The organism is Paenibacillus sp. FSL H8-0283 (assembly GCF_045040675.1).
Classification (GTDB): domain Bacteria; phylum Bacillota; class Bacilli; order Paenibacillales; family Paenibacillaceae; genus Paenibacillus; species Paenibacillus amylolyticus.
In genome coordinates, this window is record NZ_CP150295.1 from 4,281,577 (window position 1) to 4,305,002 (window position 23,426).

General features: G+C 46.5%; 23 protein-coding genes. 1 reads left to right on the forward strand and 22 read right to left on the reverse strand.

Annotation, left to right across the window (positions count from 1 at the left end):
• Positions 1 to 167: 167 nt before the first annotated feature.
• From MHI52_RS19010 to MHI52_RS19115, 22 genes are all read right to left on the reverse strand, one after another.
• The gene (locus MHI52_RS19010) at positions 168 to 872 is read right to left on the reverse strand and encodes a DnaD domain-containing protein (protein ID WP_084650363.1); all 705 of its coding nucleotides are present in this window, start codon (positions 870 to 872) and stop codon (positions 168 to 170) included.
• A 20-nt stretch (positions 873 to 892) separates the two neighbouring features.
• Positions 893 to 2,188 (reverse strand): asparagine--tRNA ligase, encoded by a 1,296-nt coding sequence (asnS, locus tag MHI52_RS19015; protein ID WP_017687752.1) that lies wholly within the window; start codon positions 2,186 to 2,188, stop codon positions 893 to 895.
• Positions 2,189 to 2,289: 101 nt separating this feature from the next.
• Positions 2,290 to 3,495, reverse strand: coding sequence for an acetate/propionate family kinase (locus MHI52_RS19020; protein ID WP_036671987.1), 1,206 nt, complete (start codon positions 3,493 to 3,495; stop codon positions 2,290 to 2,292).
• Positions 3,492 to 4,364 (reverse strand): 3-hydroxyacyl-CoA dehydrogenase family protein, encoded by an 873-nt coding sequence (locus tag MHI52_RS19025; RefSeq protein WP_017687750.1) that lies wholly within the window; start codon positions 4,362 to 4,364, stop codon positions 3,492 to 3,494. The genes MHI52_RS19020 and MHI52_RS19025 overlap by 4 nt, the downstream gene beginning before the upstream one ends.
• 133 nt (positions 4,365 to 4,497) lie before the next feature.
• Positions 4,498 to 6,000 (reverse strand): AAA family ATPase, encoded by a 1,503-nt coding sequence (locus MHI52_RS19030; protein ID WP_047843540.1) that lies wholly within the window; start codon positions 5,998 to 6,000, stop codon positions 4,498 to 4,500.
• The gene (locus MHI52_RS19035) at positions 5,993 to 6,520 is read right to left on the reverse strand and encodes a hypothetical protein (protein ID WP_036671991.1); all 528 of its coding nucleotides are present in this window, start codon (positions 6,518 to 6,520) and stop codon (positions 5,993 to 5,995) included. Before MHI52_RS19035 ends, MHI52_RS19030 begins: the two co-directional genes overlap by 8 nt.
• A gap of 302 nt (positions 6,521 to 6,822) precedes the next feature.
• The gene (locus MHI52_RS19040) at positions 6,823 to 7,353 is read right to left on the reverse strand and encodes a hypothetical protein (RefSeq protein ID WP_405157466.1); all 531 of its coding nucleotides are present in this window, start codon (positions 7,351 to 7,353) and stop codon (positions 6,823 to 6,825) included.
• 37 nt (positions 7,354 to 7,390) lie between these two features.
• The gene (locus tag MHI52_RS19045) at positions 7,391 to 8,698 is read right to left on the reverse strand and encodes an amidohydrolase (RefSeq protein WP_405157467.1); all 1,308 of its coding nucleotides are present in this window, start codon (positions 8,696 to 8,698) and stop codon (positions 7,391 to 7,393) included.
• Positions 8,685 to 9,338: a redox-sensing transcriptional repressor Rex gene (locus MHI52_RS19050; RefSeq protein WP_076317448.1), complete on the reverse strand. Its 654-nt coding sequence runs from the start codon at positions 9,336 to 9,338 to the stop codon at positions 8,685 to 8,687. Before MHI52_RS19050 ends, MHI52_RS19045 begins: the two co-directional genes overlap by 14 nt.
• A 219-nt stretch (positions 9,339 to 9,557) precedes the next feature.
• Positions 9,558 to 12,419, reverse strand: coding sequence for an ATP-dependent DNA helicase DinG (dinG, locus tag MHI52_RS19055; protein WP_282320926.1), 2,862 nt, complete (start codon positions 12,417 to 12,419; stop codon positions 9,558 to 9,560).
• A 142-nt stretch (positions 12,420 to 12,561) separates the two neighbouring features.
• Complete coding sequence (locus tag MHI52_RS19060; RefSeq protein WP_076250014.1) at positions 12,562 to 13,209, reverse strand: tetratricopeptide repeat protein; 648 nt, start codon at positions 13,207 to 13,209, stop codon at positions 12,562 to 12,564.
• A 93-nt stretch (positions 13,210 to 13,302) separates the two neighbouring features.
• A complete protein-coding gene (panD, locus tag MHI52_RS19065; protein WP_017687742.1) occupies positions 13,303 to 13,686 on the reverse strand; it encodes an aspartate 1-decarboxylase in 384 nt (127 codons plus the stop codon).
• Positions 13,679 to 14,575 carry a pantoate--beta-alanine ligase gene (panC, locus tag MHI52_RS19070; protein ID WP_076317445.1) on the reverse strand — a complete coding sequence of 299 codons (897 nt, stop codon included), beginning with the start codon at positions 14,573 to 14,575 and terminating at the stop codon, positions 13,679 to 13,681. Before panC ends, panD begins: the two co-directional genes overlap by 8 nt.
• Positions 14,572 to 15,450, reverse strand: coding sequence for a 3-methyl-2-oxobutanoate hydroxymethyltransferase (panB, locus tag MHI52_RS19075; protein ID WP_036672039.1), 879 nt, complete (start codon positions 15,448 to 15,450; stop codon positions 14,572 to 14,574). Before panB ends, panC begins: the two co-directional genes overlap by 4 nt.
• 343 nt (positions 15,451 to 15,793) lie before the next feature.
• Complete coding sequence (locus MHI52_RS19080; RefSeq protein WP_405157468.1) at positions 15,794 to 16,771, reverse strand: biotin--[acetyl-CoA-carboxylase] ligase; 978 nt, start codon at positions 16,769 to 16,771, stop codon at positions 15,794 to 15,796.
• A complete protein-coding gene (locus tag MHI52_RS19085; protein ID WP_036672006.1) occupies positions 16,758 to 18,056 on the reverse strand; it encodes a CCA tRNA nucleotidyltransferase in 1,299 nt (432 codons plus the stop codon). Before MHI52_RS19085 ends, MHI52_RS19080 begins: the two co-directional genes overlap by 14 nt.
• A 62-nt stretch (positions 18,057 to 18,118) precedes the next feature.
• On the reverse strand, positions 18,119 to 19,279 hold the full coding sequence (gene bshA, locus MHI52_RS19090; protein ID WP_036672009.1) for an N-acetyl-alpha-D-glucosaminyl L-malate synthase BshA: 1,161 nt from the start codon (positions 19,277 to 19,279) through the stop codon (positions 18,119 to 18,121).
• A gap of 99 nt (positions 19,280 to 19,378) precedes the next feature.
• Complete coding sequence (gene bshB1 / locus MHI52_RS19095; protein WP_405157469.1) at positions 19,379 to 20,077, reverse strand: bacillithiol biosynthesis deacetylase BshB1; 699 nt, start codon at positions 20,075 to 20,077, stop codon at positions 19,379 to 19,381.
• The gene (mgsA, locus tag MHI52_RS19100) at positions 20,074 to 20,514 is read right to left on the reverse strand and encodes a methylglyoxal synthase (protein ID WP_017687735.1); all 441 of its coding nucleotides are present in this window, start codon (positions 20,512 to 20,514) and stop codon (positions 20,074 to 20,076) included. The genes bshB1 and mgsA overlap by 4 nt, the downstream gene beginning before the upstream one ends.
• Positions 20,515 to 20,525: 11 nt before the next feature.
• Positions 20,526 to 21,329 carry a 4-hydroxy-tetrahydrodipicolinate reductase gene (gene dapB / locus MHI52_RS19105; RefSeq protein WP_036607633.1) on the reverse strand — a complete coding sequence of 268 codons (804 nt, stop codon included), beginning with the start codon at positions 21,327 to 21,329 and terminating at the stop codon, positions 20,526 to 20,528.
• Positions 21,330 to 21,409: 80 nt separating this feature from the next.
• Positions 21,410 to 21,934 carry a tetratricopeptide repeat protein gene (locus tag MHI52_RS19110; RefSeq protein ID WP_017687733.1) on the reverse strand — a complete coding sequence of 175 codons (525 nt, stop codon included), beginning with the start codon at positions 21,932 to 21,934 and terminating at the stop codon, positions 21,410 to 21,412.
• Positions 21,935 to 21,984: 50 nt separating this feature from the next.
• Positions 21,985 to 22,314, reverse strand: a complete 330-nt coding sequence (locus tag MHI52_RS19115; protein ID WP_076317442.1) for a nucleotide pyrophosphohydrolase — start codon at positions 22,312 to 22,314, stop codon at positions 21,985 to 21,987.
• A 171-nt stretch (positions 22,315 to 22,485) separates the two neighbouring features.
• Here MHI52_RS19115 and MHI52_RS19120 point away from each other — a divergent pair, with 171 nt between their 5' ends.
• Positions 22,486 to 23,355 (forward strand): YitT family protein, encoded by an 870-nt coding sequence (locus MHI52_RS19120; protein WP_036607636.1) that lies wholly within the window; start codon positions 22,486 to 22,488, stop codon positions 23,353 to 23,355.
• The last annotated feature ends 71 nt before the right edge of the window (positions 23,356 to 23,426 follow it).

The window sequence follows — 23,426 nt, forward strand, 5'->3', positions numbered from 1 at the left end:
CGACAGCTTGTGTGTTAACCCCTGCGTGATCTATCAAATTTTTGTAAAACAAAATGAAATCATTGCCTGAAAGGTTGATGTTGCTGATCACTCATCCAATCTTTAATCCAAAAAAAACAGGCACAGAATGACTTCTGGCCTGTTTCTTGTCCCTGCCTACGCTGGAATTAACGTCCACCATTACGAAACCGTTGCGTGTACGCCTTCGCGTCTTGAACGGTCTTAACACGATTGCGACTCCACTCAAGCAGTATTCGATCGATATACCGGAAATGTACTTTGCCTGCAAAAACCGCTTCCTTCAGAGCCATTAGAATCAATTCCTCTTGATAACGGTCCTGATCCAACCAGCCGGATATCGTCTCGCACTCCATTGGAGAGAGCGGACGTCCAAATTCTTTTTCAAAGATGGAGAACATGTTCCGTTCTTCCTCTTCTTTTTGAACACTGTTCGAATCTTGACGTGCTGAATTGCTACTCTGCTGCTCCGCACGGAATGCGGCTACTTCTTCAGCAGTGCACTTTGCAAGCTTGGCATATAATCCATGTAAATCATATCGCTCGTACTGGATGTCCCGTTCTTCGTCACGGTGCTCGTCAATAGCAATATACCCATCCCTCATCAGACGTTGCAACATTCTGGCAATGCCTTCAGGTGCAAGTCCCATGCGCGCCGCAAGCTCTTCAAGCGTGGGAAACTCATTGAACTCTGCCTGACGGAACCCTAGCAGTTGAATCAGAAGAAGCACTTCTGCATCTGATAGGCCAAGCTGGTGATAAAAACGTAACAAGGCATACGGCAGATGGGCTGTACCCGAAGTCATGCCATAAGCTGCTCCATCCAACCAAGCTTTGGATGTGGTGTCTTCCATAGACGCTCCTCGGTTAAGCATTAAGGGTACAGACGATAGAGCATACGTGGGAATGCGATTGTTTCACGTACATGATCCAATCCACAGATCCATGCTACCGTCCGCTCCAATCCCAGACCAAAACCGGAGTGAGGAACCGATCCGTATTTACGCAAATCCAGATACCATTGGTAAGCTTCATCCGAGAGATTGTGCTCCTCAAAACGTTGTTGCATCAATTCCGGATCATCTATACGCTGCGAACCGCCAATAATCTCTCCGTAGCCTTCTGGTGCAATCATATCAGCACAGAGAACAACTTCTGGGCGATTCGGATCTGGTTTCATATAGAAAGCCTTGATTCCAGCAGGGTAATGCGTGATAAAGACAGGTGTATTGTACTTCTCAGCAATAGCTGTTTCGTGTGGTGCACCAAAGTCTTCTCCCCAAGGAATATCAAAGCCTTGTCCATGCAGGAATTCAATCGCTTCATCATACGTAATACGCGGGAATGGAGCTACGATGCCTTCGAGTTTGGATACGTCACGACCGATAGATTCCAGTTCTGCACGGCAGTTTTTCACCACGGATTGAACGACATGAGCGATAAATTTCTCTTGTACGCGCAGACTTTCCTCGTGATCTACAAATGCCATTTCCGGCTCAATCATCCAGAACTCAATCAAGTGCCGACGTGTTTTGGACTTCTCTGCGCGGAATGTTGGACCAAAGGAATATACTTTGCCCAGAGCCATGGCTGCGGCTTCCATATACAATTGACCACTTTGTGTCAGATAAGCATCTTCATCAAAGTATTTGATGTGGAACAGGTTCGTTGTTCCTTCCGCAGACGATGGTGTCAAAATCGGAGGATCAACTTGTGTGAATCCGTTACCATCAAAGAACTGCTGAACAGCGCGAATAATCTCTGCACGAATCACCATAACAGCACGTTGCTTCGTAGAACGAAGCCAAAGATGACGATGATCCATCAAGAAATCGACACCATGCTCTTTAGGCGTAATTGGATAGTTTTCAGTCAGGTGAATGATCTCAACCCCTGTAACAGTCATCTCGTAACCGGACGCACTGCGAGGTTCTTCACGAATAATACCTGTAACATACAAAGAGCTTTCTTGAGTCAGGCTCTTGGCATTGTTCCAGATCTCTTCACTAACTTCACTTTTCACAACAACCCCTTGGATATATCCGGTTCCATCACGTAGCTGCAAAAACTGAATTTTACCGCTGGAACGTTTGTTGTTAATCCAGGCACCGATTGTTACGGTTTCGCCCACATGCTCGTTCACATTACGAATTACACAATTCGTATTCATGCCCATATCTCCCCTTGGTTCCTGAATTTGAAAATGCAGCGGGCAGGCTTATGCCTGTCCTCTGCACTTCCTTGTCATTCTATATTTACTTTACAGTTAGATTACTGAGAATTCAATACGATTCGGTGTGTATCACGTGCAATTACCAATTCTTCGTTTGTTGGCACAACGAGAACTTCCACTTTGGAGTTCGCTGTTGTAATCCGGCGTGGTTCGCCAGAACGAATGGCATTCAGCGCTTCATCCAGTTCAACACCCAGATAAGTGAGTTGCTCACATACTTTTTGGCGAAGTACAACGGAGTTCTCACCTACACCAGCCGTAAAGACGATCACGTCTACACCGTTCATTGCAGCTGCATATGAGCCGATGTATTTACGCAGACGGTATTCGTACATTTCAAAAGCAAGCGTGGAGTTGGCATCGCCATTCTCCATACCTTCCGTAATCTCACGCATGTCACTGCTGATTCCGGAGATCGCAAGCAATCCACTGTGTTTGTTCAACATGGAGTTCACTTCGCTTACGCTCAGTTCTTCCTTGTTCATTACATAAGGTACGATGGCTGGGTCAAGGTCACCAGAACGCGTTCCCATCATCAATCCTTCAAGCGGAGTCATACCCATCGAAGTATCCACGGATACGCCACCTTTAACTGCTGTTACACTACCGCCGTTACCGACGTGACAAGTGATAATTTTCAGATCTTCCACTGGACGATCCAGATATTCAGCAGCTGCCTTGCTTACGAAATCATGGGAAGTACCATGTGCGCCGTAGCGACGTACTTTATATTTTTTGTAAAGTACACGCGGAATAGCATACAGGTAAGCTTTTTCAGGCATCGTCTGATGGAATGCTGTATCAAAGACCATAACTTGTGGCACACCAGGCATATTTAATTCAGCCGCACGAATACCCATCATTGCTGCAGGGTTATGAAGTGGAGCCAAGTCGAACAAACGACGAATTTCAGCTTTGGCAGCATCATCTACCAATGCAGATTCTTTAAATGCTTCACCACCGTGAACAACACGGTGTCCAACAGCTTGAATTTCACTTACAGAATCCAGTACACCATTTTCTTTGTGAGTCAAAATATCAATGACTTTACGGATCGCTGTTGTATGCTCCAGAATCTCACTAACTTCTGTAACATCCTCACGGCCTGTCGGTTTGTGTGTCAGGATGGAGGAATCCATTCCGATCCGTTCTACCAAACCTTTAGCCAGTACAGATTCGTCAGTCATATTATACAGTTGATATTTGAGCGAGGAACTCCCCGCATTAATTACGAGTACTTTCACAGTCGGTCACCATCCTTGTCGTACTTGAAGAATCCTTCGCCTGTTTTGGCACCCAGGTGTCCTGCACGCACCATTTTCTTCAGGACTGTAGAAGGACGATATTTCAATTCTCCGAATTCACGGAACATTCTTTCGAGTGCAGCTTCAACAGAATCCAATCCGAAACGGTCAGCCATTTCGAGTGGTCCATGTTGGAAGTTGTATCCGATACGCATTGCATCATCGATATCTTCAGCAGATGCAACACCTTCTTGCAATACATGCAACGCTTCGTTAATCAGCAGGCAGATCAGACGGGAAGTTACGAATCCAGGGGATTCATAAATCATGACTCCTTTTTTGTCCGCTACTTCTTCAACAAAACGTCTGGTCTCTTCGAATGTTGTATCCGAAGTTTTCAGTCCACGAATAATCTCTACAAGATCAACCCGGGATACCGGGTGAATAAAGTGCATACCAATAACACGCTCTGGATATTTGGTCGAGCTTGCAAGCTCGGTCAAACTCAGCGTGGATGTATTACTTGCCAGAATGACATTGCTTGGACAAACTTGGTCCAGTTGGCTGAATACTGCTTTTTTCGCATCCAGATCCTCTGAAATTGTCTCAATGACCATGTCGCAAGTTCCAAGTTCAGCTAAATGAGCTACCTTGGTAATACGGGAAAGAATCAATTTCTTCTCCGCTTTTGTAATCGCCCATTTCTCCAGTTGTTTATCCAGATTGGTTTCGATCATGTCATATGCATGATCCAGCTTTTGTGTTGTATGCTCCACGAGAAGCACATCAAGTCCTTTGGCTGCGAGCATCTGGGAAATACCTTGCCCCATCGTACCGCCGCCGACAACTCCTATTTTTTTGAAAAACATGGTTCTGCTCCATCCTTTCGGTTCTCTATTTCTCTATTGTACCCTGTTCGCCGAAAATTACAAATTTCGACCCAACATATAATAATATCTTAGCACGAGTGAAATGTAAAAAAAAATAACCAGCATAAATAAATTATGCTGGTAGAAGGGCACTGTCACGAAATTGACAACGAAATTGCTCGCCAGACAAAACTTCCTCACGAATCAAAATGTCGAGTGAATTGTCGAAAATTGTCCGTTGTTCTTCAAGTAACCGCTTTGTCTGCTCCATCAGTTCTTGCAGAATTAATTTATTCTCTCGCATCAGTTCCTCGGTTGTGACCATATCCATGTTCACAATCCCAAGTGAAGTCAACCCCGAAGCCATCATCGTCTGTACAACATTGGTTGCCTGATCAAAGTCATTGCGTGAACCCGTGGAACGACCACCGTAGTACATTTCCTCCGCAGCTGCTCCTCCGAGTGCAATCATGATCTGCTCTTCCAGAAAGCGCTTCGTATAGAGGAACTGTTCCTGTTGCGGGTTATGACGTACATATCCCAGCGCCTGACCACGCGGACTAAGTGCCACCTGACTAACACTGCCTGGACGAACGAGTTCAGCCATAATGGCATGTCCCAACTCATGAATGGCGACCCTTTTCTTCTCTTCCACGCTGGACTCACGGTCTGTCTTCTCACCCATCATGACTTTATCAATAGCCAGGGACAAATGCCGCTGTTCAATGTTTAACAGCCCGTCTCTCATAGCGTATATTGCTGCTTCGTTCATCACACTTTCGAGCTGTGCACCGGAGAAACCATATGATTCTTCCGCTGTTTTCTCCAGATTAACTTCCTTCAACAGAGGTTTGTTCACCGCATGCAGTTCCAGAATATGCTTTCTGCCCTTTTTGTCAGGCAAGTCCACTTGAATGTGGCGGTCAAAACGTCCCGGTCGCGTCAGGGCGCTATCCAGCATCTCTTTGCGGTTTGTTGCAGCGATAACCAGAATTCTTGGCGTATCGGAAGAATAGATTCCATCCATTTCCGTCAGGAGCTGATTCAGGGTCTGATCATATTCACGCTGTTGACCACCCTCACGTTTCCCCCCGATGACATCGATTTCATCGATAAAGATAATAGCGTTTTCCTTATTTTCCTTGGTGGCACGGGTTCTCGCGTCCTTGAACAAATCCCGAATTCTGCTGGCACCCACACCAACATACATTTCCACGAACTCACTACCCGATGCTGCTACAAAAATAGAATCGGTGTAATGGGCAGCAGCCTTGGCCATCAACGTTTTCCCTGTCCCTGGAGGGCCCGTCAGCAAGATCCCTTTTAACGGGCGAATCCCGAACTTCCGGATTTCTTCATGTTTGATCAGAAAGTCAAGCGCTTCACGCAATTCCTGCTTAGCACTGTCTTGTCCGCCAATTTCTTCAAAAGTAAGCTTGGAAGGTCCTTTTTTCTTCCGTTTACGTTCCTGTGCAGCGCCTACTGTAATCCCGCCACGCATTTGCATCATGAACAGCAAAGCTCCGACAAGCACTGCTGCAATCAGGATCGGAACAATATTAACACCAGTAAAAGCAAGGAAAATAATCAATACGGGAAAAAATCCGATGGCAACTTCTTTTGTCCACTTAGGCATTAGGCCACACTCCTATCTGACCGGGCACACGCGGCAGAATAATAAACTTGCTGGCATCTCCGTCTCTGAGACTGACATATACATTGTTGTCATCCATCGCTGTATTTACCTTAATTCCATTCGTCGCCATCTTTGACAACGTTGGTGTAATCTCGGTGTATTGCTTGTTCTCCATCGCCTGAGCTACGGTGAACATCGCATCACCCCACCAACTTTCCAGTGCTTCACTGGAATGATCCACAACATCCAACTTTAGTGAGCGTGTTCCAATCAGGGTCTGTCCTTCTTTGTGAATATATTGTACCAGTCTGCCCAAATCAACATCAGGTTGCAGATCAAGTTTCAATTGTACGTCATTGCGGTTAATAGTTAATTGAACGTCATTGACTCCATCGTACTGGGTTACCATTTTTTCAATCGGATTCTGCACAGCCACCTGACGATATACAAACCAACCTCCAAACAACACAACGGCTGAAATGACGGCAGTTATAGCAATAGGCAATACTTTTAGCTTCAAGTGAATTACCCCTCCCAGATTTTGGCCCAACCTACTGGCTTATTGGTATATACGAATATGTGTACATTGACTCCTGCGAGAATTTCGACAGGATTATTTGTTTTTGAATGTAACTTTGAGTACATATCTGAGTATATCACATCGTATATACAATTTCGAAGGCGAAAATATGAATAAATTATTAATTTTAACTATTTAAATCAAATATGTTTACAGACAACACAAAGAACCGGTTCAGTCGGATATCCGTCTGCCGGTTCTTTCATTTCTTTAATTCTCTAGTTATCTCACTCTATCTTGTTCTAGCTGTTCGGGAGTGTGTAGACCAGGTCCACCTGTTCTCCGTTGCTAAAACGATAAAAGCGATAGTGGTTGTGCGTACCATCTTTATAATACACTTGCCACACATATATTCCATTCACAACTCCGGGCATGATTCGTTTAATCTCACCGGCAGGAACTTCAGAACTGAAGCGATTGCGTACCTGCGCTTCGGACATGCCATTCTGCAGCAGCTCACTGTGTACAGCGTTTGCACCCTTAACCGGCTGATTGTTTGCGTCGAACTTAACCCAGACCATAACATCCTGGTTATCCTTGTTTTTGCCGATCAGGGTCCAGTAGATGTTGTCAGAGCCTTCTTTGTCTCCCCAGATGTACTTACGCAATTCATCATAGGATGTAATGCCCAGTTGCTCCTGTGCTGCCTGTATGGCGAGCGCTTCTTCCTTGCGTTGGTCCTGCGTGACATGGACGTAATAACGCTGAAGTCCAAACAGAATCAGAACCAGTGCAAGCAGCGAAATCCATATCCACTTCTTTTTTTTCTTCAAAAGCCGAACTTCCTTTCCCTATGATGCTGTCCTGCAATTAACGAGCAAGCAGACCATCAAATGCCAATTGAGACTCACGCAAAATGCGTTCTTCATCCAGCGTCAGACATTCGCCATGTTTCACCACTTGTTTTCCATCCACCCATACGTGCTCAACATCTTTAGCAGAAGCCGAGTAGATTGTATGTGAGATCAGGTCTGTATGTGGATAGAAATGTGCCTGTTCAATGTCCAAGGCGATAAAGTCAGCCTTCATGCCGACCTGGAGTGCTCCGGTATTGTTCAAGAAGATAGATTTGGCACCGTATGACGTTCCGAGTAATAACGCTTCGCCTGCTGGCACTGCCGTCGGGTCACCAGATACACCTTTGTGGATCAATGCAGCCAGTCTCATTTCCTCGAACATATCCAGGTTGTTGTTGCTTGCCGGTCCGTCTGTTCCGAGTGACACGGTAACTCCTGCTTTCAGCAACGCAGGTACCCGCGAAACACCGGAAGCGAGTTTCAGGTTACTTCCCGGGTTATGGGATACAGCCACATCATGACGGGCCAGAATCTCAATCTCTTCGTCATTCAGATGCACCGCATGTGCAACCAGGGATGGACGAGAGAAAAAGCCCAGTTTCTCCAGATGTGCCACAGGACGCAGTCCATAATCAGCCACGTTCTGCTCGACTTCACGAAGCGTTTCCGACATATGTGTATGAAGGGGAAGGTTTAGGTCGTTCGCGACCTGCACAAGCTTCTCTATGTAGTCAGGAGGGCATGTATATGGTGCATGTGGCGAGATTACGGTTGTAATGCGACCATCTGCCTGTCCATTCCACTCACGCGCAAACGCAGCCGACTCCTCCAGCTTCCGCAATTGTTCTTCCTCCGAGCACAACCCGATTACACCACGTGCCAGTGCTGCTCTAACGCCGGATTGCTCCACAACTTTGGCAACTTGATCCATGTGATCGTACATGTCCAGGAAAGCTGTAGTTCCGCCTTTCAACATTTCAAGCACCGATAGCGAAGTTCCCCAATATACGTCTTCTGAAGTCATTTTCGCTTCCATCGGCCACATTTTTTCCTGCAACCATACTTGCAATGCAAGATCGTCTCCGTGCCCTCTGAGCAACGACATCGCTGCATGACCATGCGTATTGATCAGACCCGGCAGGAAGAACAGTCCTTTTCCATCCACTTTGGTACAATTTTTGTCTTCATCCGGCAATGTCTCACCAATATGCACAATCTTGTCATTCTCAACAACCATGTATCCGTGGACCACGTTCCATGTTGTGCCGCCTTCATTAACGGCAAATTTGCCGTTGTGAATTACCCATCTATTTGTTGTCATCTTCCTCGTCGTCCTTTCCAGTCTCCAAGTAATAGGCCAAACTAAGCAGATCCGTTGTAAAGTCAGCATGGTGAATGCGGATATGCGGCGGTGTTTTTAGAATGGTTGGTGCAAAATTAAGGATCGCTTCAATTCCTGATTCAATAAGCTGATCGGCTACATTTTGGGCTTCCGTATCCGGAACCGTGATAATTCCGATGCGAATGTTTTCCATTTTAACCGCTTCCGTCAATTCATCCATTGGTTTTACCGTCAAACTGTTGATTTGACTACCTATCTTCGGTCCATATGCATCAAATACAGCAACAATCTTCATGTTGTCTTTCAGATATGCGTTGTAGTTGGACAAGGCTTGACCGAGGTTACCCGCTCCTACCAGAGCTACATTAATTTGCTGATCGATTTTGAGAATGTGACGAATTTTCTCGATCAAATAGGATACATCATACCCGATCCCTTTACGACCAAAATCACCGAAGTAAGCCAGGTCTTTACGAATTTGGGCCGGATTCAGATCCAACCTCTGTCCAAGCTCTTGAGAAGAAACAGTAGCCACCTCACGCTGATGCAACTCGTTCAAATAACGCAAGTAAACAGGCAGACGTCGTACCACCGCTTCCGAAATTTTATCCGATTTCATTCTTGCTCCCCCTTACCAAGGCCACGATAAAATAATAGATGAAAAGATGAGCATTCTGTATAAAACTCAAAGATAAACGTGACATTTTATACAGAATGCTCCTTGTAATTTAGGTTATAAGTTCTTACGTGCAACTGCTTTAATCGGATACGGAAATATCTAATAAAGTTTAACGCCAAACGATAGTGTCATGCAATGATATAACGAACAAAACAACCATTATTTTTGTTCATTAGCAGGTTTTTCCAACCACTCAGTAATTCGTGGAACCATTTGCTCCGTGAGCATATGCTCCATTTTGGGACCAGGTAATGAATACAAAAAGAATTTACCATAATACGCTTCAATCACCCGTGTATCATAAACAATGACAATTCCTCTGTCCTTTGCTGTACGTACCAATCGGCCAAATCCCTGCTTGAAACGAATGACCGCTTGTGGCACGGACAGTTTCATGAACGGATTTTTCTTCTGTTCCTGGAGCAACTCACTCTTGGCTTCCACCAACGGATGATTCGGTGGCTGGAAAGGCAGTCGCACAATAGCGAGACAAGTTAACGCCTCTCCCGGGATATCTACACCCTCCCAGAAGCTACTTGTGCCCAGAAGTACCGTTGCTTTGGCATCTTGAAACCTGCGAGTCAATTTGGAACGACTTCCACTGTCAACGCCTTGCCCAAGCAACGAGATGTCGTTGCCAGACAGTGCCTCCTTCAGCGGATCATAGACCTGTCGCAACATCTTGTATGAAGTAAACAGAACCATCATGCGTCCACGCGTAGCAATTGCCGTCTCTGCGAGTGATTGCACCAGCATATTAACAAAGTGCGCATCACCCACACTTCCCTTCACACTTGGGAAATCACGCGGAATCACCAGAAGTGCCTGATCGCGATAGTTGAAAGGTGATGGCAACATCGACGTTAATAGCCGATTGTTCTCGGCGGCTTCCTGCAAGCCAAGCTGTTCAATCATGAACTGGAATGACTTATCTACCGAAAGCGTAGCCGATGTAAGCACAACACTTTTCTTTTTATCAAAAAATAAATCCTTAAGTTGTGCACTCACATCTACAGGTACGGCATACAGCTGGAGAGATTTGCTGCGGAATTGGCCGCTGGCTTCCATCCAGTACACCGTTTTGGCGTCATCCATACGCATGAAGAAACGTAGATTCTCCTTCAATGTGGTCAGATCTTTCAGCAGTCCTGTAATGTCCGTGATCAGACTATCCGATTGATAATCATCCTGATCCTCTTTCACTTCAAGCAGCAATTTGTCCCCTTTGCGAACCAAATCGCCCAGAGTCACATAGATCTGGTTCTCCAGATCCTGCAACTCCTGCCATTTTGCAGGTTTCTGAGATGCTTTCAGACGCAGTGAAAATTGCCCCGTCTCTCCCGGTGAAGCATCACTTCGTTCAGGCAAGAGACCAAACAAGGCATCGCTCATACGATCCCACAGCTCCTTAACTTCAAGAGCGAGCGGGAACATCTGATCCACCATGGAGCCCCATTGCACCGAATTTTCATGCCCGGATAACTGCGAACGAAGCATAGGTAGCTGACCATTACGACTGTCTTTAAATAGGCGGGTCAGTGTATGAACCAAGGTGAAATATTTCATATGCATTCCAAGATGTTTACCAGCGACATCCTCCAGATGATGTGCCTCATCGATCACAAGACTCTCATAGGCTGGCAGCAGCTGATGCGCGGCTTTCACATCCGTAAATAATTTGGAGTGATTGGTGATTACGATATCAGACAACCCTGCTTCATGTTTGGCACGATGGTAGAAGCATTTACGGAACCATGGACAGGATCTTCCCAGACATGATTCGGATTCACTCTGTACGGTCTCCCAGAAGTCCCCTCCGCGTCCGCTAAGGTTAAGTTCCTCATCATCTCCGGTTTCGGTCTGCGTAAGCCAGACGATCATCTGAGCAGCTGTGAAATAATCCTCTTTCGGTGTGGCGAATTCACGTTTATTGATTTTGTGTTCAAATTTGCGCAGGCACAGGTAATGTCCACGTCCTTTGAATACAGCAGCCTTAAACGGGAACGGAACCACTTGAGTCAGCATCGGAATGTCCCGCTCTCTCAATTGCTCCTGCAGATTGATCGTATGCGTGCTAACCATAACTTTCTGTTCTTGCTTCACACTTTCGTAAATAGCAGGCAACAGATACCCTAGAGATTTACCGGTACCCGTTCCAGCTTCGATCAAGAGATGTTTCTCTTCATCCAGGGCTTGCCTTACACTGCTGAACATCTGAGTCTGCGCTTCACGCTCTTCGTAATGATCCAGCGTATCCTTCAGGTTCTCACGAACCTGGTCCATAAACTGTTCGAAGCTTACACCATCGAGGGGGTTAGCCTCCCGCTCATCGCGTGGTGCACCAATATCGGTCCAATCACTTACATTAAGAGCAAGCTGACGATAATAGGTATGTCCGTCCAGATCCTGAATCGGCTCTGCTTCCTTCTCACTGCGCATCCCGTCCAAGAACCAGCCCAAGTCACTGTCTTCTGGTGCAAACAGGTCACTGAGGCGCTGAATCGTTATGAGCGGTAATTCCTTTAACTCATCCAGACACTTGAGCAGCACATAGGCTGTTGCCAGTGCATCACTGTCTGCTTGGTGAGGGCGATCATGTTGAAATCCAAATTCGGAAGACACATAACCGAGTTGATAAGAACCCAGAGATGGGAATGTGATCTTCAGAAAATCAATCGTGTCCAGAATGCGGCCAGTGAACGGCAAATAACCGCAACGGTCAAGAGCATTCTGCAAAAAGTGAAAATCAAAAGCGACGTTGTGTCCGACAAGCACCACATCATTAAGTAGCGGAACCATCTCCATCATCATCTCTTCGAGTGAAGGAGCGTCCGCCACATCTTCATCGGTAATACCCGTTAACCCCGAAATAAACGGGGGAATCGGTACACCAGGGTTCACATAAGAACTATATATTTGAGTTATGCTGTAGTCATGATCTATGATGGCAAGTCCGGCCTGTATAATCTCACCGTCGGACTGCGTGCCGGTTGTTTCGAAATCCAATACGGCAAATTTCATTGCAATGTACGGTCCCTTCCATTCCAGTCTATGTTACAGCATAGCAAAAAAAAGGGGATTTGAAAATTAACTGACAAAAAAGCGGTGTCCCCGCCGCTATGCCAAAGGAGGGAACACCGTTTTTTTGTCGCCGAATTCCCGCTTAATGAAGGGTTGTCAGCTGATTAGCATATTGCAATTTCCCCCTGTTCAACCTGCAAGCTTCCATGTTGTACAGTGGTTCGGTCAATGTCGGGTCATACTGAAGGGCCTGTGCAAAGAGTGAACATGCAGCTTCGGGATTCGCAAGCTTGACTTGAATACAGCCCAGGGCGTTACACACAAGCCCTTTCAAGCGAGGTGAACCTTTAAGGTACATGATCTGCTGTAAATGTGTTCCGGCTTCCGCCATTTGTTCCAGATTCAGATACGCCAGCGCCAGGTAAAAACGAGTTAATGCACTCTCCGGATGGTCGGTCACAACCCGGGAGAATTGCATGATCGCCTGCGGATACATCTGTAATTTGAAATAACCCTGACCTCGACTGAAACATTCCAGATGGAGTTCAGGCAGAGCGGTAACAGCTTCCTGTTCCGGTTCAAGGGAAGCAGGCTTATCCATCTCTCGCTCCCTCACCTGGCTCATCTTTTCTTCAAACATCAGCCATTCATCCAGCATTCCGTCACTCATCCGCTTAAGCAAGTTCCACTTTTGCAGCAATTCTTGTTTGTTCAGGCCTTCAGCGGAAGGATAGCTCTTGATAATTTCATCTAACATGTCGTTCATTTCTGCGAAAACATGCTGGAACATCGATGCATCCCCACCCTTGAAAAAATGGATTAGTGCAGTGACCTGTACTCATTTTTTGCTTCAAGGGCCGATTTCATTCTCCTTACCAGTCGATTACATAATTGTTGCGTGGACTTCCTGTTTCATCGTTTGTACAGGTTTATTCTGTCCATCTACAAATACAACGGTTGGTTTGTGAGTATTTGCCTCTTCTTGCGACATCATGGCGTAAGAAATGATAATGACGTTATCTCCAGGCTGTACCAGACGTGCAGCTGCGCCGTTAAGACATATGACCCCGCTTCCGCGTGGTCCTGGAATCACATATGTTTCCAGACGTGCACCATTGTTGTTGTTCACAATTTGCACTTTCTCGTTTTCCATCAAGTCGGATGTTTCCATCAAGTCTTCATCTATGGTAATACTACCCACATAGTTCAAGTTGGCTTCCGTTACCGTAGCCCGGTGAATTTTGGATTTCATCAGTGTTCTAAACATGGGACAGTACCTCCGATTTTTGCAACCTTATATTGTCAATCAATCTTGTTTTTCCGAATTTCACCGCAAGTGCAATGAGCAGATCGTCACGGCCTTGAACTTCTTCCTGATCTGTGAGCGGCTCCAGACTTGGAAAAGCCTGAATCTCGGCGTAGTCGATAACGGCAAGCGGTGAGGTTGCAATGTGCTCGCGCAGAATACGACGGATATCTGCGGCTGTAGTAGCTACACCTGTATCTGTGGCTTCCTGAGCTGCACGTAGTGCCTTCGATAGAACCAAGGCCTGTGTACGCTGTTCTGGGTTAAGGTAGACGTTACGTGAACTGAGGGCAAGGCCATCCTCTTCGCGAACAATCGGACAGGGTACAATTTCTACAGGCATATTCAAATCATTCACCATCTGTTGAATGACCGCAACCTGCTGAGCGTCTTTCATACCAAAAAATGCACGCTGTGGCTGTACGATGTTGAAGAGTTTGGAGACTACGGTCGTTACCCCGTCAAAATGTCCTGGACGTGAAGCGCCACATAAGCGCTCCGTCAGTTTTGAGACAGATACGGTCGTTTGCGTTGCCTGTGGATACATCTCTTCAACAGAGGGAATAAATACGATATCCACTCCTTGTGAGCGTGCTGTTTCCACATCTCTGGCTTCATCCCGCGGATAGCTGTCAAAATCTTCATTAGGGCCAAATTGAATTGGATTAACAAATATGCTTAATACCACGATATCGCTCTGTTGTCTGGCTGCCTGCATCAAGCTTGCATGACCTTGATGAAGATAACCCATTGTTGGTACAAGACCTACAACAGACGCACTGGACCGAATCGCTTGACGCTTCAAGCTTAGTTCCTGTCTTAACTCTGCGATTGTCCGTAATACTTTCATGAGTTACTCCCCACCTTTTCCTTGCGTTGTCCGCCGTACAGTTGATCCAGAACACCATCCGCCGCATTGAATACATGCTCTTCGGCCGGGAACGAACGATCTTTCACTTCTTTCACGTAAGCTTCGATGCTGGTTCTGATTAATGTACCCACATCTCCATAGGTTTTGACAAATCGTTTGGGCGTATACGGAGAGGCGTATTGAACCACATCGTGGAATACCAGTACCTGACCATCACAGCCTCGTCCTGCTCCAATTCCGATGGTAGGGATGGACAGTTCCTCCGAGATCGCCCGTGCAACTTCTTCCGTAACCAGTTCAAGCACAATGCCAAACGCACCTGCAGCTTCCAAGGCTTTGGCTTCGTCCATCAGACGTTTCGCATCCGCTGCATCCTTGCCCTGAATGCGGTAACCACCAATCTGATTAACCGATTGAGGTGTCAGTCCGATATGTCCAAGAACAGGCACGCCTGCTTGCACAACTGCTCTAACGGTGTCCGCTATCTCGACTCCGCCTTCCATTTTAACCGCATGGGCATGCCCCTCTTGCATCAGTCGACGGACACCCTTAAGCGTCTCATCCACGCTGCCATGATAGGTCATAAAAGGCATATCAGCCACAATAAATGTCTTCTCAGCACCGCGCACTACGGAACGTGTGTGGTATACCATGTCGTCGATGGTCACCGGAAGCGTCGAATTATAACCCAGTACTACATTGCCGAGTGAATCACCAACCAGGATCAGATCAATACCTGCTTCCTCTGCTAGGAGCGCTGTTGGATAATCGTAAGCCGTGATCATGGTAAGCGGCACGCCATCCTGCTTATATTTTTTCATTTTCACAATATTCAACGCTTGTTTGTTCGCCATTTTTTTCATGGCTCCTTTCTTCTTTTCAAATAAACGCAACAAAAAAACCTTTTAGTTTTCCACTAAAAAGTCCCGAAAAGTCAAAAAAGAGTCACTTGCGATCGTCCCTTCTGTCTCGGTCCTCTTCGGCTCAGAGCAGAATCCAACAACTCACTTAAACGTATTTCATTCTTGCACTGCGGTCTGCTTATATAAAACACATCAAAGCAGAACAAAGGTTACTGTTACGGGAGTGCAATTCGGTCTGTATTAGCCGATATCGCCTCACGAACACAGTATACCAAAGTTCTGCTCAAACTTCACGTCTTATGTTCATTTTACCAGTGAAAATTCGACAAATTGTTTATGATTTCCAGGAAATCTCACCAGAGATGATTAGCGTATGTTCTCCATCGTGCTTCTCCACGATAAGTGCACCAGAAGGGTCAAGACCAATTGCCTTCCCTTCAATGACACCATGAGGATTCGTCACTGTAATCTCTCGATTCATCGATACGGACAGGGCCTCCCATAGAGCTGAGATCACGCCAAATCCTTCTTTTTGATACAAAAAATACAACTGTTCAAGCTCCGTCAAAATGGCAGCCGTTAGTTTGGTGCGATCAACGGATTGACCCGTCTCCATCTTGAGCGAAGTAGCGATTGGGGTCAGATCTTCCGGATAATCCTCGGGATCAAAGTTCACGTCAACGCCTATACCTGCGATACAGTATCTGACTTCATGATCTTCTACCGTAGATTCAAGCAATATGCCACATACCTTGCGTCCGTCAATCAACACATCATTTGGCCATTTGATGCCCGCATCAGCTCCTGAACAAGCTCGAACGGCACGACATACAGCCACTCCTGTTAATAAAGTTAGCTGCGGCGTATGCTGAAGTGGTAGATCAGGGCGTAACAGGACACTCATCCAGATTCCTTTACCCGGAGGAGAGAACCACTGTCGACCGAAACGTCCTCTTCCTCCTGTTTGTTCTTCCGCAATGACCACAGCGCCTTCTGCCTGCCCTTGCTCAGCTAGCTTGAGAACATCCCCTTGCGTAGACAGGGTCGAAGCCAACAAAACAGCCTTACGGCCAAATACGGTTGTATCCAGGGCCAATTGGAGGCCAGTAGCGTCAATGCTATCCGGCTTCGTTACCAGACGGTATCCTTTGCGGGATACCGCTTCAAACTCATAACCCATGTCTCGCAACTTGTTCACATGTTTCCACACAGCGGTCCGACTGATGGACAGATTACGGCTGATCTCTTCACCCGATACGAATCGTCCTTCTGCATTTAATAACATATGTAACAGATCTTCATGTTTGGTCATCTTGAACCACCCGCTTCACTTCTGCACTTAGTGCTTCATGCTGATTCGCTATCGTTCCAATCGCCGTTTCTCGTAACAAATGTTTCATTAGTTGCCCCAGCCAAGGTCCGCCTTTGCGCTGCACCATTTGTAACACTTGTTCCCCTGTAATATCCAACTCTTTCAAGTCATGCACAGGGATCGATTGACTCCATTCGGCTGCAAGCTCTTGTACTAATACAACCTGCATTTCTGCCGGTTCGGACTGATTCCGCCATTCTGCTGGCAGTGCAGACTGTATTCGAAGCCAATCATCCGCCGCCTGAACGCCACAAGCCAGAACAGTAACGATCCAATCGGAACGGAGACTGACCGTATCCTTCGGCTCCTGCACGGAAGTATGAATCAACTGTTCCACCTGGAGGACCCCTGTTATACGAGAACGATGTTCATTGGAAAATGTCCACTGACGTAATAATACATCTGCTTCATCCTTGCTATAACCGCCAGCAATCAGGATGAGTGACCAACGAAGCAACACATGCTGACCTGACAATTGTTCCAAATTGGATAACAACATCTTGTTAAATCGGGTCGAGCTTACCGGCGCTTTGATATGCGCAAGGGAATCACTTCTGTATAACAGCTCCAACCCTCTTAAAGGATGCGGTCCAGACATCATTTTTACCATCTCGGTACGTACCCGTTCCATTGCTATATGTTGAAGCAGGTCTTTCTGCCTTACAAGACCCTTCCACGTGTTATGGGCAATTTTGAAATCAAATACGGAAGCAAACCGGACACAGCGGAGCATCCGCAGTGCATCTTCACCAAATCGTTCCATCGCAGAACCCACACATCTGACTCGCTCTTCCTTGATATCTGCCTGTCCACCGAATGGGTCAACGATTGTCCCAGTGACGTCCATAGCCAGAGCGTTCATCGTGAAGTCACGCCGCTGTAAGTCTTCCTTGATATCTTGAACAAATTGAACCGCAGCAGGTCTGCGGTTATCCTGATATTCGGATTCTGTTCGAAACGTGGTCACTTCAAAGTAATAACCGCCTGAACGAACGGTAACCGTACCGTGTTGCAAACCTGTAGGAATACAATCGTCAAACAGTTCCATGACTTGCTCAGGAGAAGCAGATGTCGTGATATCCATATCGTCCACAACACGTTCCAGCAATTCGTCACGAACGCAACCACCTACCCAATATGCCTTGTAGCCGTGTTTGTTTAATGTTGTGAGTACATTCTCACTTTGCATTGCCATTTCACGATCTACCTGTGTCCATTGAACCACCACATATCACCTCTTCTCTTGCCTGTTGTGGTATGCACAGTATGATTTCGTCTAAGAAATGATTAACCGCAAACCGGCTTCAGATTCGGAACTTCCCTTCCCAACACCCGGTAATATATCTGTTCATATTCATGCCGAATAGCATCATTGCAAAAGTCGTGATGCGCGCGCTGAAGACATGCTTCCCTGAACTCAGCAGCCAAACGATCGTCCGTCAACAAACGAATGGTGTTCTCGGCCATGGATTGTGTATCCCCAATCGCGGATAAATAACCCGTCTTACCATGTAAGACCAGTTCCGGAATTCCTCCGGCCTGTGAACCGATCGTGGGTACGCCACAAGCCATTGCTTCGAGCGCCACAAGTCCGAAACTTTCCTTCTCCGATGGAAGCATCAACACGTCCGCCATGGAGATGACCTGAGCAATGTCATCCTGTTTGCCAAGGAAATGAACTTTATCATTCAAGCCGAGATCATTAATTTTCCATTGCATCTTCGGCAAATCAGGTCCTTCACCAACAAATAACAGTTTGGCAGGAACCTGCTCCTGTACCTGACGGAAGACCTCTACCACATCCTGAGTTCTTTTCACCGGTCGGAAATTGGAGATGTGCATTAATATTTTTTCGTCAGGCGTAGCAAAGTCTCTTCGCAGACTGGCAGCATCCCGCGGATAATATATTCGTTTGTCAATAAAATTATAGGTTAGATCGATTGGACGCTGAATATCCAGCAATTCGACCGTTTCTCGAATCAAATCTTGTGATACGGCAGTAACCGCGTCACTTTCATTAATGGCTAGACGGATCAGATCCTTCAGAGATTCATCCTGAGCCAGAACCGTAATATCCGTTCCATGTAACGTGGTAACCACTTTAAGGCCGTCCCCTACCATTTGTTTCGCAAGAAAGGCACATACTGCGTGTGGCACGGCATAATGAACATGCAGCAGATCCAGCTGCTGTGACTTAGCCACCTGAGCCATCTTTGTTGCCAGTGACAGGTCATACGGAGGGTAACGGAAAACATAATAATCATTTACTTCAACTTCGTGATAAAAAATATTTTTCTGGAACGTACCCAGTCTGAACGGGATACTGTTGGCAATAAAATGAACCTGATGCCCCTGTTCGGCAAGTAATTTGCCCAGTTCCGTTGCGACAACGCCAGACCCGCCGAGGGACGGATAACAGGTGATGCCGATTTTTAGCTTTTTATCCATCCTGTGGACGCTCCTTTGATCTCCCGCTTCATGCAGGTTGATATAATGCAATGGAATAATGAAACCCTTCGTTTCATTAAACGTAAAATGTGAAATCGCTTATTTGGCACCCGGGCCAAATTGATGAACCACGTAAGGTGTAATTGTAGCAAAACCTTCTGCAAACGGGATGAGACTGCGTTGTCCGAGCAAGGAATCACGGGCTCTTACACGTTCAATATACCCTTGATTCAATGGCGTCGAGACCGCTCCGTCTCTCAGTTCGAATTGGGAACGATAAGAGAGCAGTGATGCTTCTTTTTGCTCATAGTGTTCCGTAATATCGACAATCAAATCCGTAGGCCCGATGTCATTAATAAAGTAAAAATAAAGTTCCTTCACCTGCAAGGCAGGCATGTCCGGCATATAGTTGCGAAGCTTAGCGTTAAATACAGCCTCCTGCACAAGCTTACTGCAATTGACATGATCCGGATGACGATCTTCCCAATACGGAGCAAACACCATCCGAGGGGCATGACGCCGTATCTCAGCCGTCACCGCCTGTACATGTTCAGGCGTAAGATATAAGCCACGATCAGGAAGCCCCAGATTCGTTCGACACGAAAGACCGAGGACGCGGGAGGCTTGCTCCGCTTCCTCGGTTCTGCGCTCTACTGTTCCGTTGGAAGACATCTCAGCACGAGTCAGATCACACACGCCTACTTTCAAGCCGGCAGCGGTATGTTTAGCAATCGTTCCACCCATACCAATCTCCGCATCGTCTGCATGTGCTCCAAAGATGAGAATATCCAGACTCATTCGGAATCACCCGAATTCAATCCAGCCTCCGGCTTGTATTTATGTACCAGCTCTCTCCAGGCAAAATCGCCACGATCCAGAGCCTTGACCAGAATCTCAGCGGTTGCGATATTGGTGGCAAGTGGAATTCCTTGCACATCACAAAGACGCAACAACGCATTAATATCTGGCTCGTGAGGTTGTGCCATCAATGGATCACGCAGGAAAATAATCAGATCCATCTCATTTTGCGCAACCAAAGCTCCAATCTGCTGATCTCCGCCCAATGGGCCTGATTCGAATCGATGAATCTTCAGAGACGTTCCTTCCATAATACGAAGGCCTGTTGTTCCTGTAGAATATAATTGATGGTCCGTAAAAACAGGCTCATATGCCGTCACGAAGTTAACCATCTCTTCTTTTTTACGATCATGGGCGATAAATGCTATTTTCAACATGACAATCTCCTTTAGTCGATAAAGTGGTCAAATCCGTAGATCATTCCTGTATACTCCATAACCTTTTGCACACCAATCTTAACACCAGGCATATAACCTGCGCGCTCGTAGGAGTCATGCCGAATTTTGAGTGACTGTCCATAATCTCCGAAAACAACTTCCTGCTGCGCGAATACACCAGGCAATCGTACACTGTGAATTCGGAAGCCATTGTAATACCCGCCGCGTGATCCTTCAATCGTTTCTTCCTCATTCGGATTACCTTGACGAAGTTCTTCCCGATTGGCAGCAATCAGTTCCGCTGTTTTGATCGCAGTTCCTGAAGGAGCATCCAACTTCTGATCTCCGTGATATTCGATGATCTCCACATTTGGCATATGTTTGGCAGCCTGTGCTGCGAATCGCATCATCAAAATGGCACCAATCGAGAAGTTAGGGGCAATAAGCCCTCCAATTCCTTTGTCCTGGCACTGCTTGTCCAACTGTTCGATCTGCTCCGGCGTGAAGCCAGTAACACCCATGACAGGTCTGACTCCATGACGGATCGCGATCTCAGTATGTGCAAACGCAAATTGTGGTACTGTAAAATCAACCATAACCTGAGGTTTTGTTTCGGCAAAAGCCATTTCGATATCATCAGTCACCAGCACCCCACACTCTGGCAAACCAACAAGGGTTCCTGCATCCGTGCCTGCTCCGGAGCGGTTGACAGCCGCTGCAAGCTCCAATTCCGGGTCCTGAAGTACCAATTTCACAACTTCACGGCCCATACGGCCAGCCGCTCCGATCACGGCAACTCTGATTACTTCACTCATATTGACTGCATCTCCTCACTATGTTGGATCATATCGTAGAATCCATTTCAACTCGAAAGAAATCTTTGCAAAATGAATTCTTATTGAATGGATTTCATACGTTGCTTGATTTCCTGTAACATCTGATGCAGTTGCCCATTCTGCGGATCCAGCAAAATTGCCTCACGCAGCGCCTGAATTGCATAGTCAAATTCATTCAAATCACTGTAAGCCAGCGCAAGCATAACATGAGCTTCCACTGAGAGCGGATCAAGTTTGACCGCTTCTTGCAGAAGCGTAGACGCTTCCACATAGCGCTCCTGTGTTGCAATACCCGCCTGCTCCAACAGCAACTTCGCTCTGGAGGTCAATTGTTTTGCTTCCAACGTCTGCAGATGCAAAATATACTCTTCTGTTCCTGGCGACAGTTCAACCGACTTGCGCGCATATTCAAGCGCTGGAACCAGATGTTTGCTGCGGGCGTGTGTAATGGAACAGCGATAATATAACTCCGCATGTTTTGGATGAGCATGAATGGCTGACTCGAACCAACGAATCGCCTGCTCAAAATCATTTTGCAATATACAGCGGTAAGCCTGCTGCATATATTCTTCCGGTTTCATCATTAAGCTGACCCTCCCCGATCGGGTGATGGTACAGCATATGTAATCTACGCCTAATCGGTGTTTTTGGGAGTCCACCGATTGGCATCGCGGGTGTTAAATTTATGCATGACTTTATCGTGCGCCTCAGCCAGATCAATTCCCAGTGAGTTCGCAAAACAAATCGTGATAAATAAAATATCTCCAAGCTCAAGTTCAATGGAATTGGCTACTTCGGAAGATTTCTTCGGCTTCTCTCCGAATTCATGATTCACTTCCCTGGCGAGCTCCCCAACCTCTTCAGACATCCGGGCCAACATGGCCAGAGGACTGAAATACCCCTCCTTGAACTGGGAGATATACTGATCAACCTCACGCTGCATTTCTGCGATGCTTTTCTCCATGAGAACGGATTCTCCTTTGAAATGATGTCGTATTTGTTCCTAATAATATCAGTTATTTAGATTCACTTCCACCATCATCAGCGACAAATCATTTTTAAAGAATCAATAAACAGGTATACTAGATGGGAATGATTGCTTCTTCATTCTAATTTATCTACAGCGAGGGATCTTATGAGCACTGCCAAAACCTGGATACAAGTTAAACTGGTTCTTCCCATCGTACTGGGTACAGCCTTATATGCCTTTGGGCTCCTCTATTTCATTATCCCCAACCAGCTTATGGAAGGTGGCCTCACCGGGGTTACGGTGCTGATCAATTACGCTTTTGGCATCTCACCTTCACTTACAACCTTGATTCTGAATGTTCCCCTCTTTCTGATTGGGCTCAAAATTTTGGGCGGCAGACAGATGATCTATACGGGTATCGGAATCGGGGCACTGACCGTTTTTCTATGGTTGTTTGAGAAGTTGATTCATCTGGGCTGGATTGAACCATTACATACCGAGAATGACCTCCTGCTCGCAGCCCTATATGCAGGTGTCACCCTCGGAGCCGGCCTTGGCATTGTATTCCGTTGGGGCGGAACGACGGGCGGTTCAGACATCATTGCCCGTATTCTCAACCGCAAGTATGGATGGAGCATGGGCCGAGTATTACTGGGCATCGACTTTGTCATTATCGGGCTCTCTCTCATCTACATCCCCAAAGAAAAAATTCTGTATACGCTTGTAGCTGTATTCATCGCCTCTAAAGTCATCGACTTTATTCAGGAAGGTGCATATTCTGCCCGGGCATTTATGATCATTAGTGACCATGCACCCGAGATTGCGGACCAGATCACACGGGATATGGATCGTGGCGTCACCCTCATTCCAGCCATTGGTGCATACTCTAAACAGGCCAAACACATGGCCTACTGCGTAATCTCCAGGCAAGAGTTCAGGCGATTGCAGACCATTGTACGTTCCATTGACCCGAGAGCTTTTGTCATCATCAGCGATGTTCACGATGTACATGGCGAAGGTTTCAAAGAAAGCTGATATAACACAGAAACTACAAGAAAACCTCTTTTTACATGAAGAGCCGTTAGCGTGGCTATTCATGCGGAAAG

Excerpts from the sequence above, each read along its gene's own strand:
- panC (WP_076317445.1), bottom strand. The coding sequence starts at position 14,575 with ATGAAAGTATTACGGACAATCGCAGAGTTAAGACAGGAACTAAGCTTG.
- panB (WP_036672039.1), bottom strand. The coding sequence starts at position 15,450 with ATGGCGAACAAACAAGCGTTGAATATTGTGAAAATGAAAAAATATAAG.
- MHI52_RS19080 (WP_405157468.1), bottom strand. The coding sequence starts at position 16,771 with ATGACCAAACATGAAGATCTGTTACATATGTTATTAAATGCAGAAGGA.
- MHI52_RS19045 (WP_405157467.1), bottom strand. The coding sequence starts at position 8,698 with ATGACAACAAATAGATGGGTAATTCACAACGGCAAATTTGCCGTTAAT.
- MHI52_RS19110 (WP_017687733.1), bottom strand. The coding sequence starts at position 21,934 with ATGATGAAACCGGAAGAATATATGCAGCAGGCTTACCGCTGTATATTG.
- MHI52_RS19115 (WP_076317442.1), bottom strand. The coding sequence starts at position 22,314 with ATGGAGAAAAGCATCGCAGAAATGCAGCGTGAGGTTGATCAGTATATC.
- mgsA (WP_017687735.1), bottom strand. The coding sequence starts at position 20,514 with ATGTTGAAAATAGCATTTATCGCCCATGATCGTAAAAAAGAAGAGATG.
- panD (WP_017687742.1), bottom strand. The coding sequence starts at position 13,686 with ATGTTTAGAACACTGATGAAATCCAAAATTCACCGGGCTACGGTAACG.
- MHI52_RS19120 (WP_036607636.1), top strand. The coding sequence starts at position 22,486 with ATGAGCACTGCCAAAACCTGGATACAAGTTAAACTGGTTCTTCCCATC.
- MHI52_RS19010 (WP_084650363.1), bottom strand. The coding sequence starts at position 872 with ATGGAAGACACCACATCCAAAGCTTGGTTGGATGGAGCAGCTTATGGC.
- dapB (WP_036607633.1), bottom strand. The coding sequence starts at position 21,329 with ATGAGTGAAGTAATCAGAGTTGCCGTGATCGGAGCGGCTGGCCGTATG.
- asnS (WP_017687752.1), bottom strand. The coding sequence starts at position 2,188 with ATGAATACGAATTGTGTAATTCGTAATGTGAACGAGCATGTGGGCGAA.
- bshB1 (WP_405157469.1), bottom strand. The coding sequence starts at position 20,077 with ATGAGTCTGGATATTCTCATCTTTGGAGCACATGCAGACGATGCGGAG.
- MHI52_RS19030 (WP_047843540.1), bottom strand. The coding sequence starts at position 6,000 with ATGCCTAAGTGGACAAAAGAAGTTGCCATCGGATTTTTTCCCGTATTG.
- dinG (WP_282320926.1), bottom strand. The coding sequence starts at position 12,419 with ATGAAATTTGCCGTATTGGATTTCGAAACAACCGGCACGCAGTCCGAC.
- bshA (WP_036672009.1), bottom strand. The coding sequence starts at position 19,279 with ATGGATAAAAAGCTAAAAATCGGCATCACCTGTTATCCGTCCCTCGGC.
- MHI52_RS19060 (WP_076250014.1), bottom strand. The coding sequence starts at position 13,209 with ATGTTCCAGCATGTTTTCGCAGAAATGAACGACATGTTAGATGAAATT.
- MHI52_RS19025 (WP_017687750.1), bottom strand. The coding sequence starts at position 4,364 with ATGTTTTTCAAAAAAATAGGAGTTGTCGGCGGCGGTACGATGGGGCAA.
- MHI52_RS19050 (WP_076317448.1), bottom strand. The coding sequence starts at position 9,338 with ATGAAATCGGATAAAATTTCGGAAGCGGTGGTACGACGTCTGCCTGTT.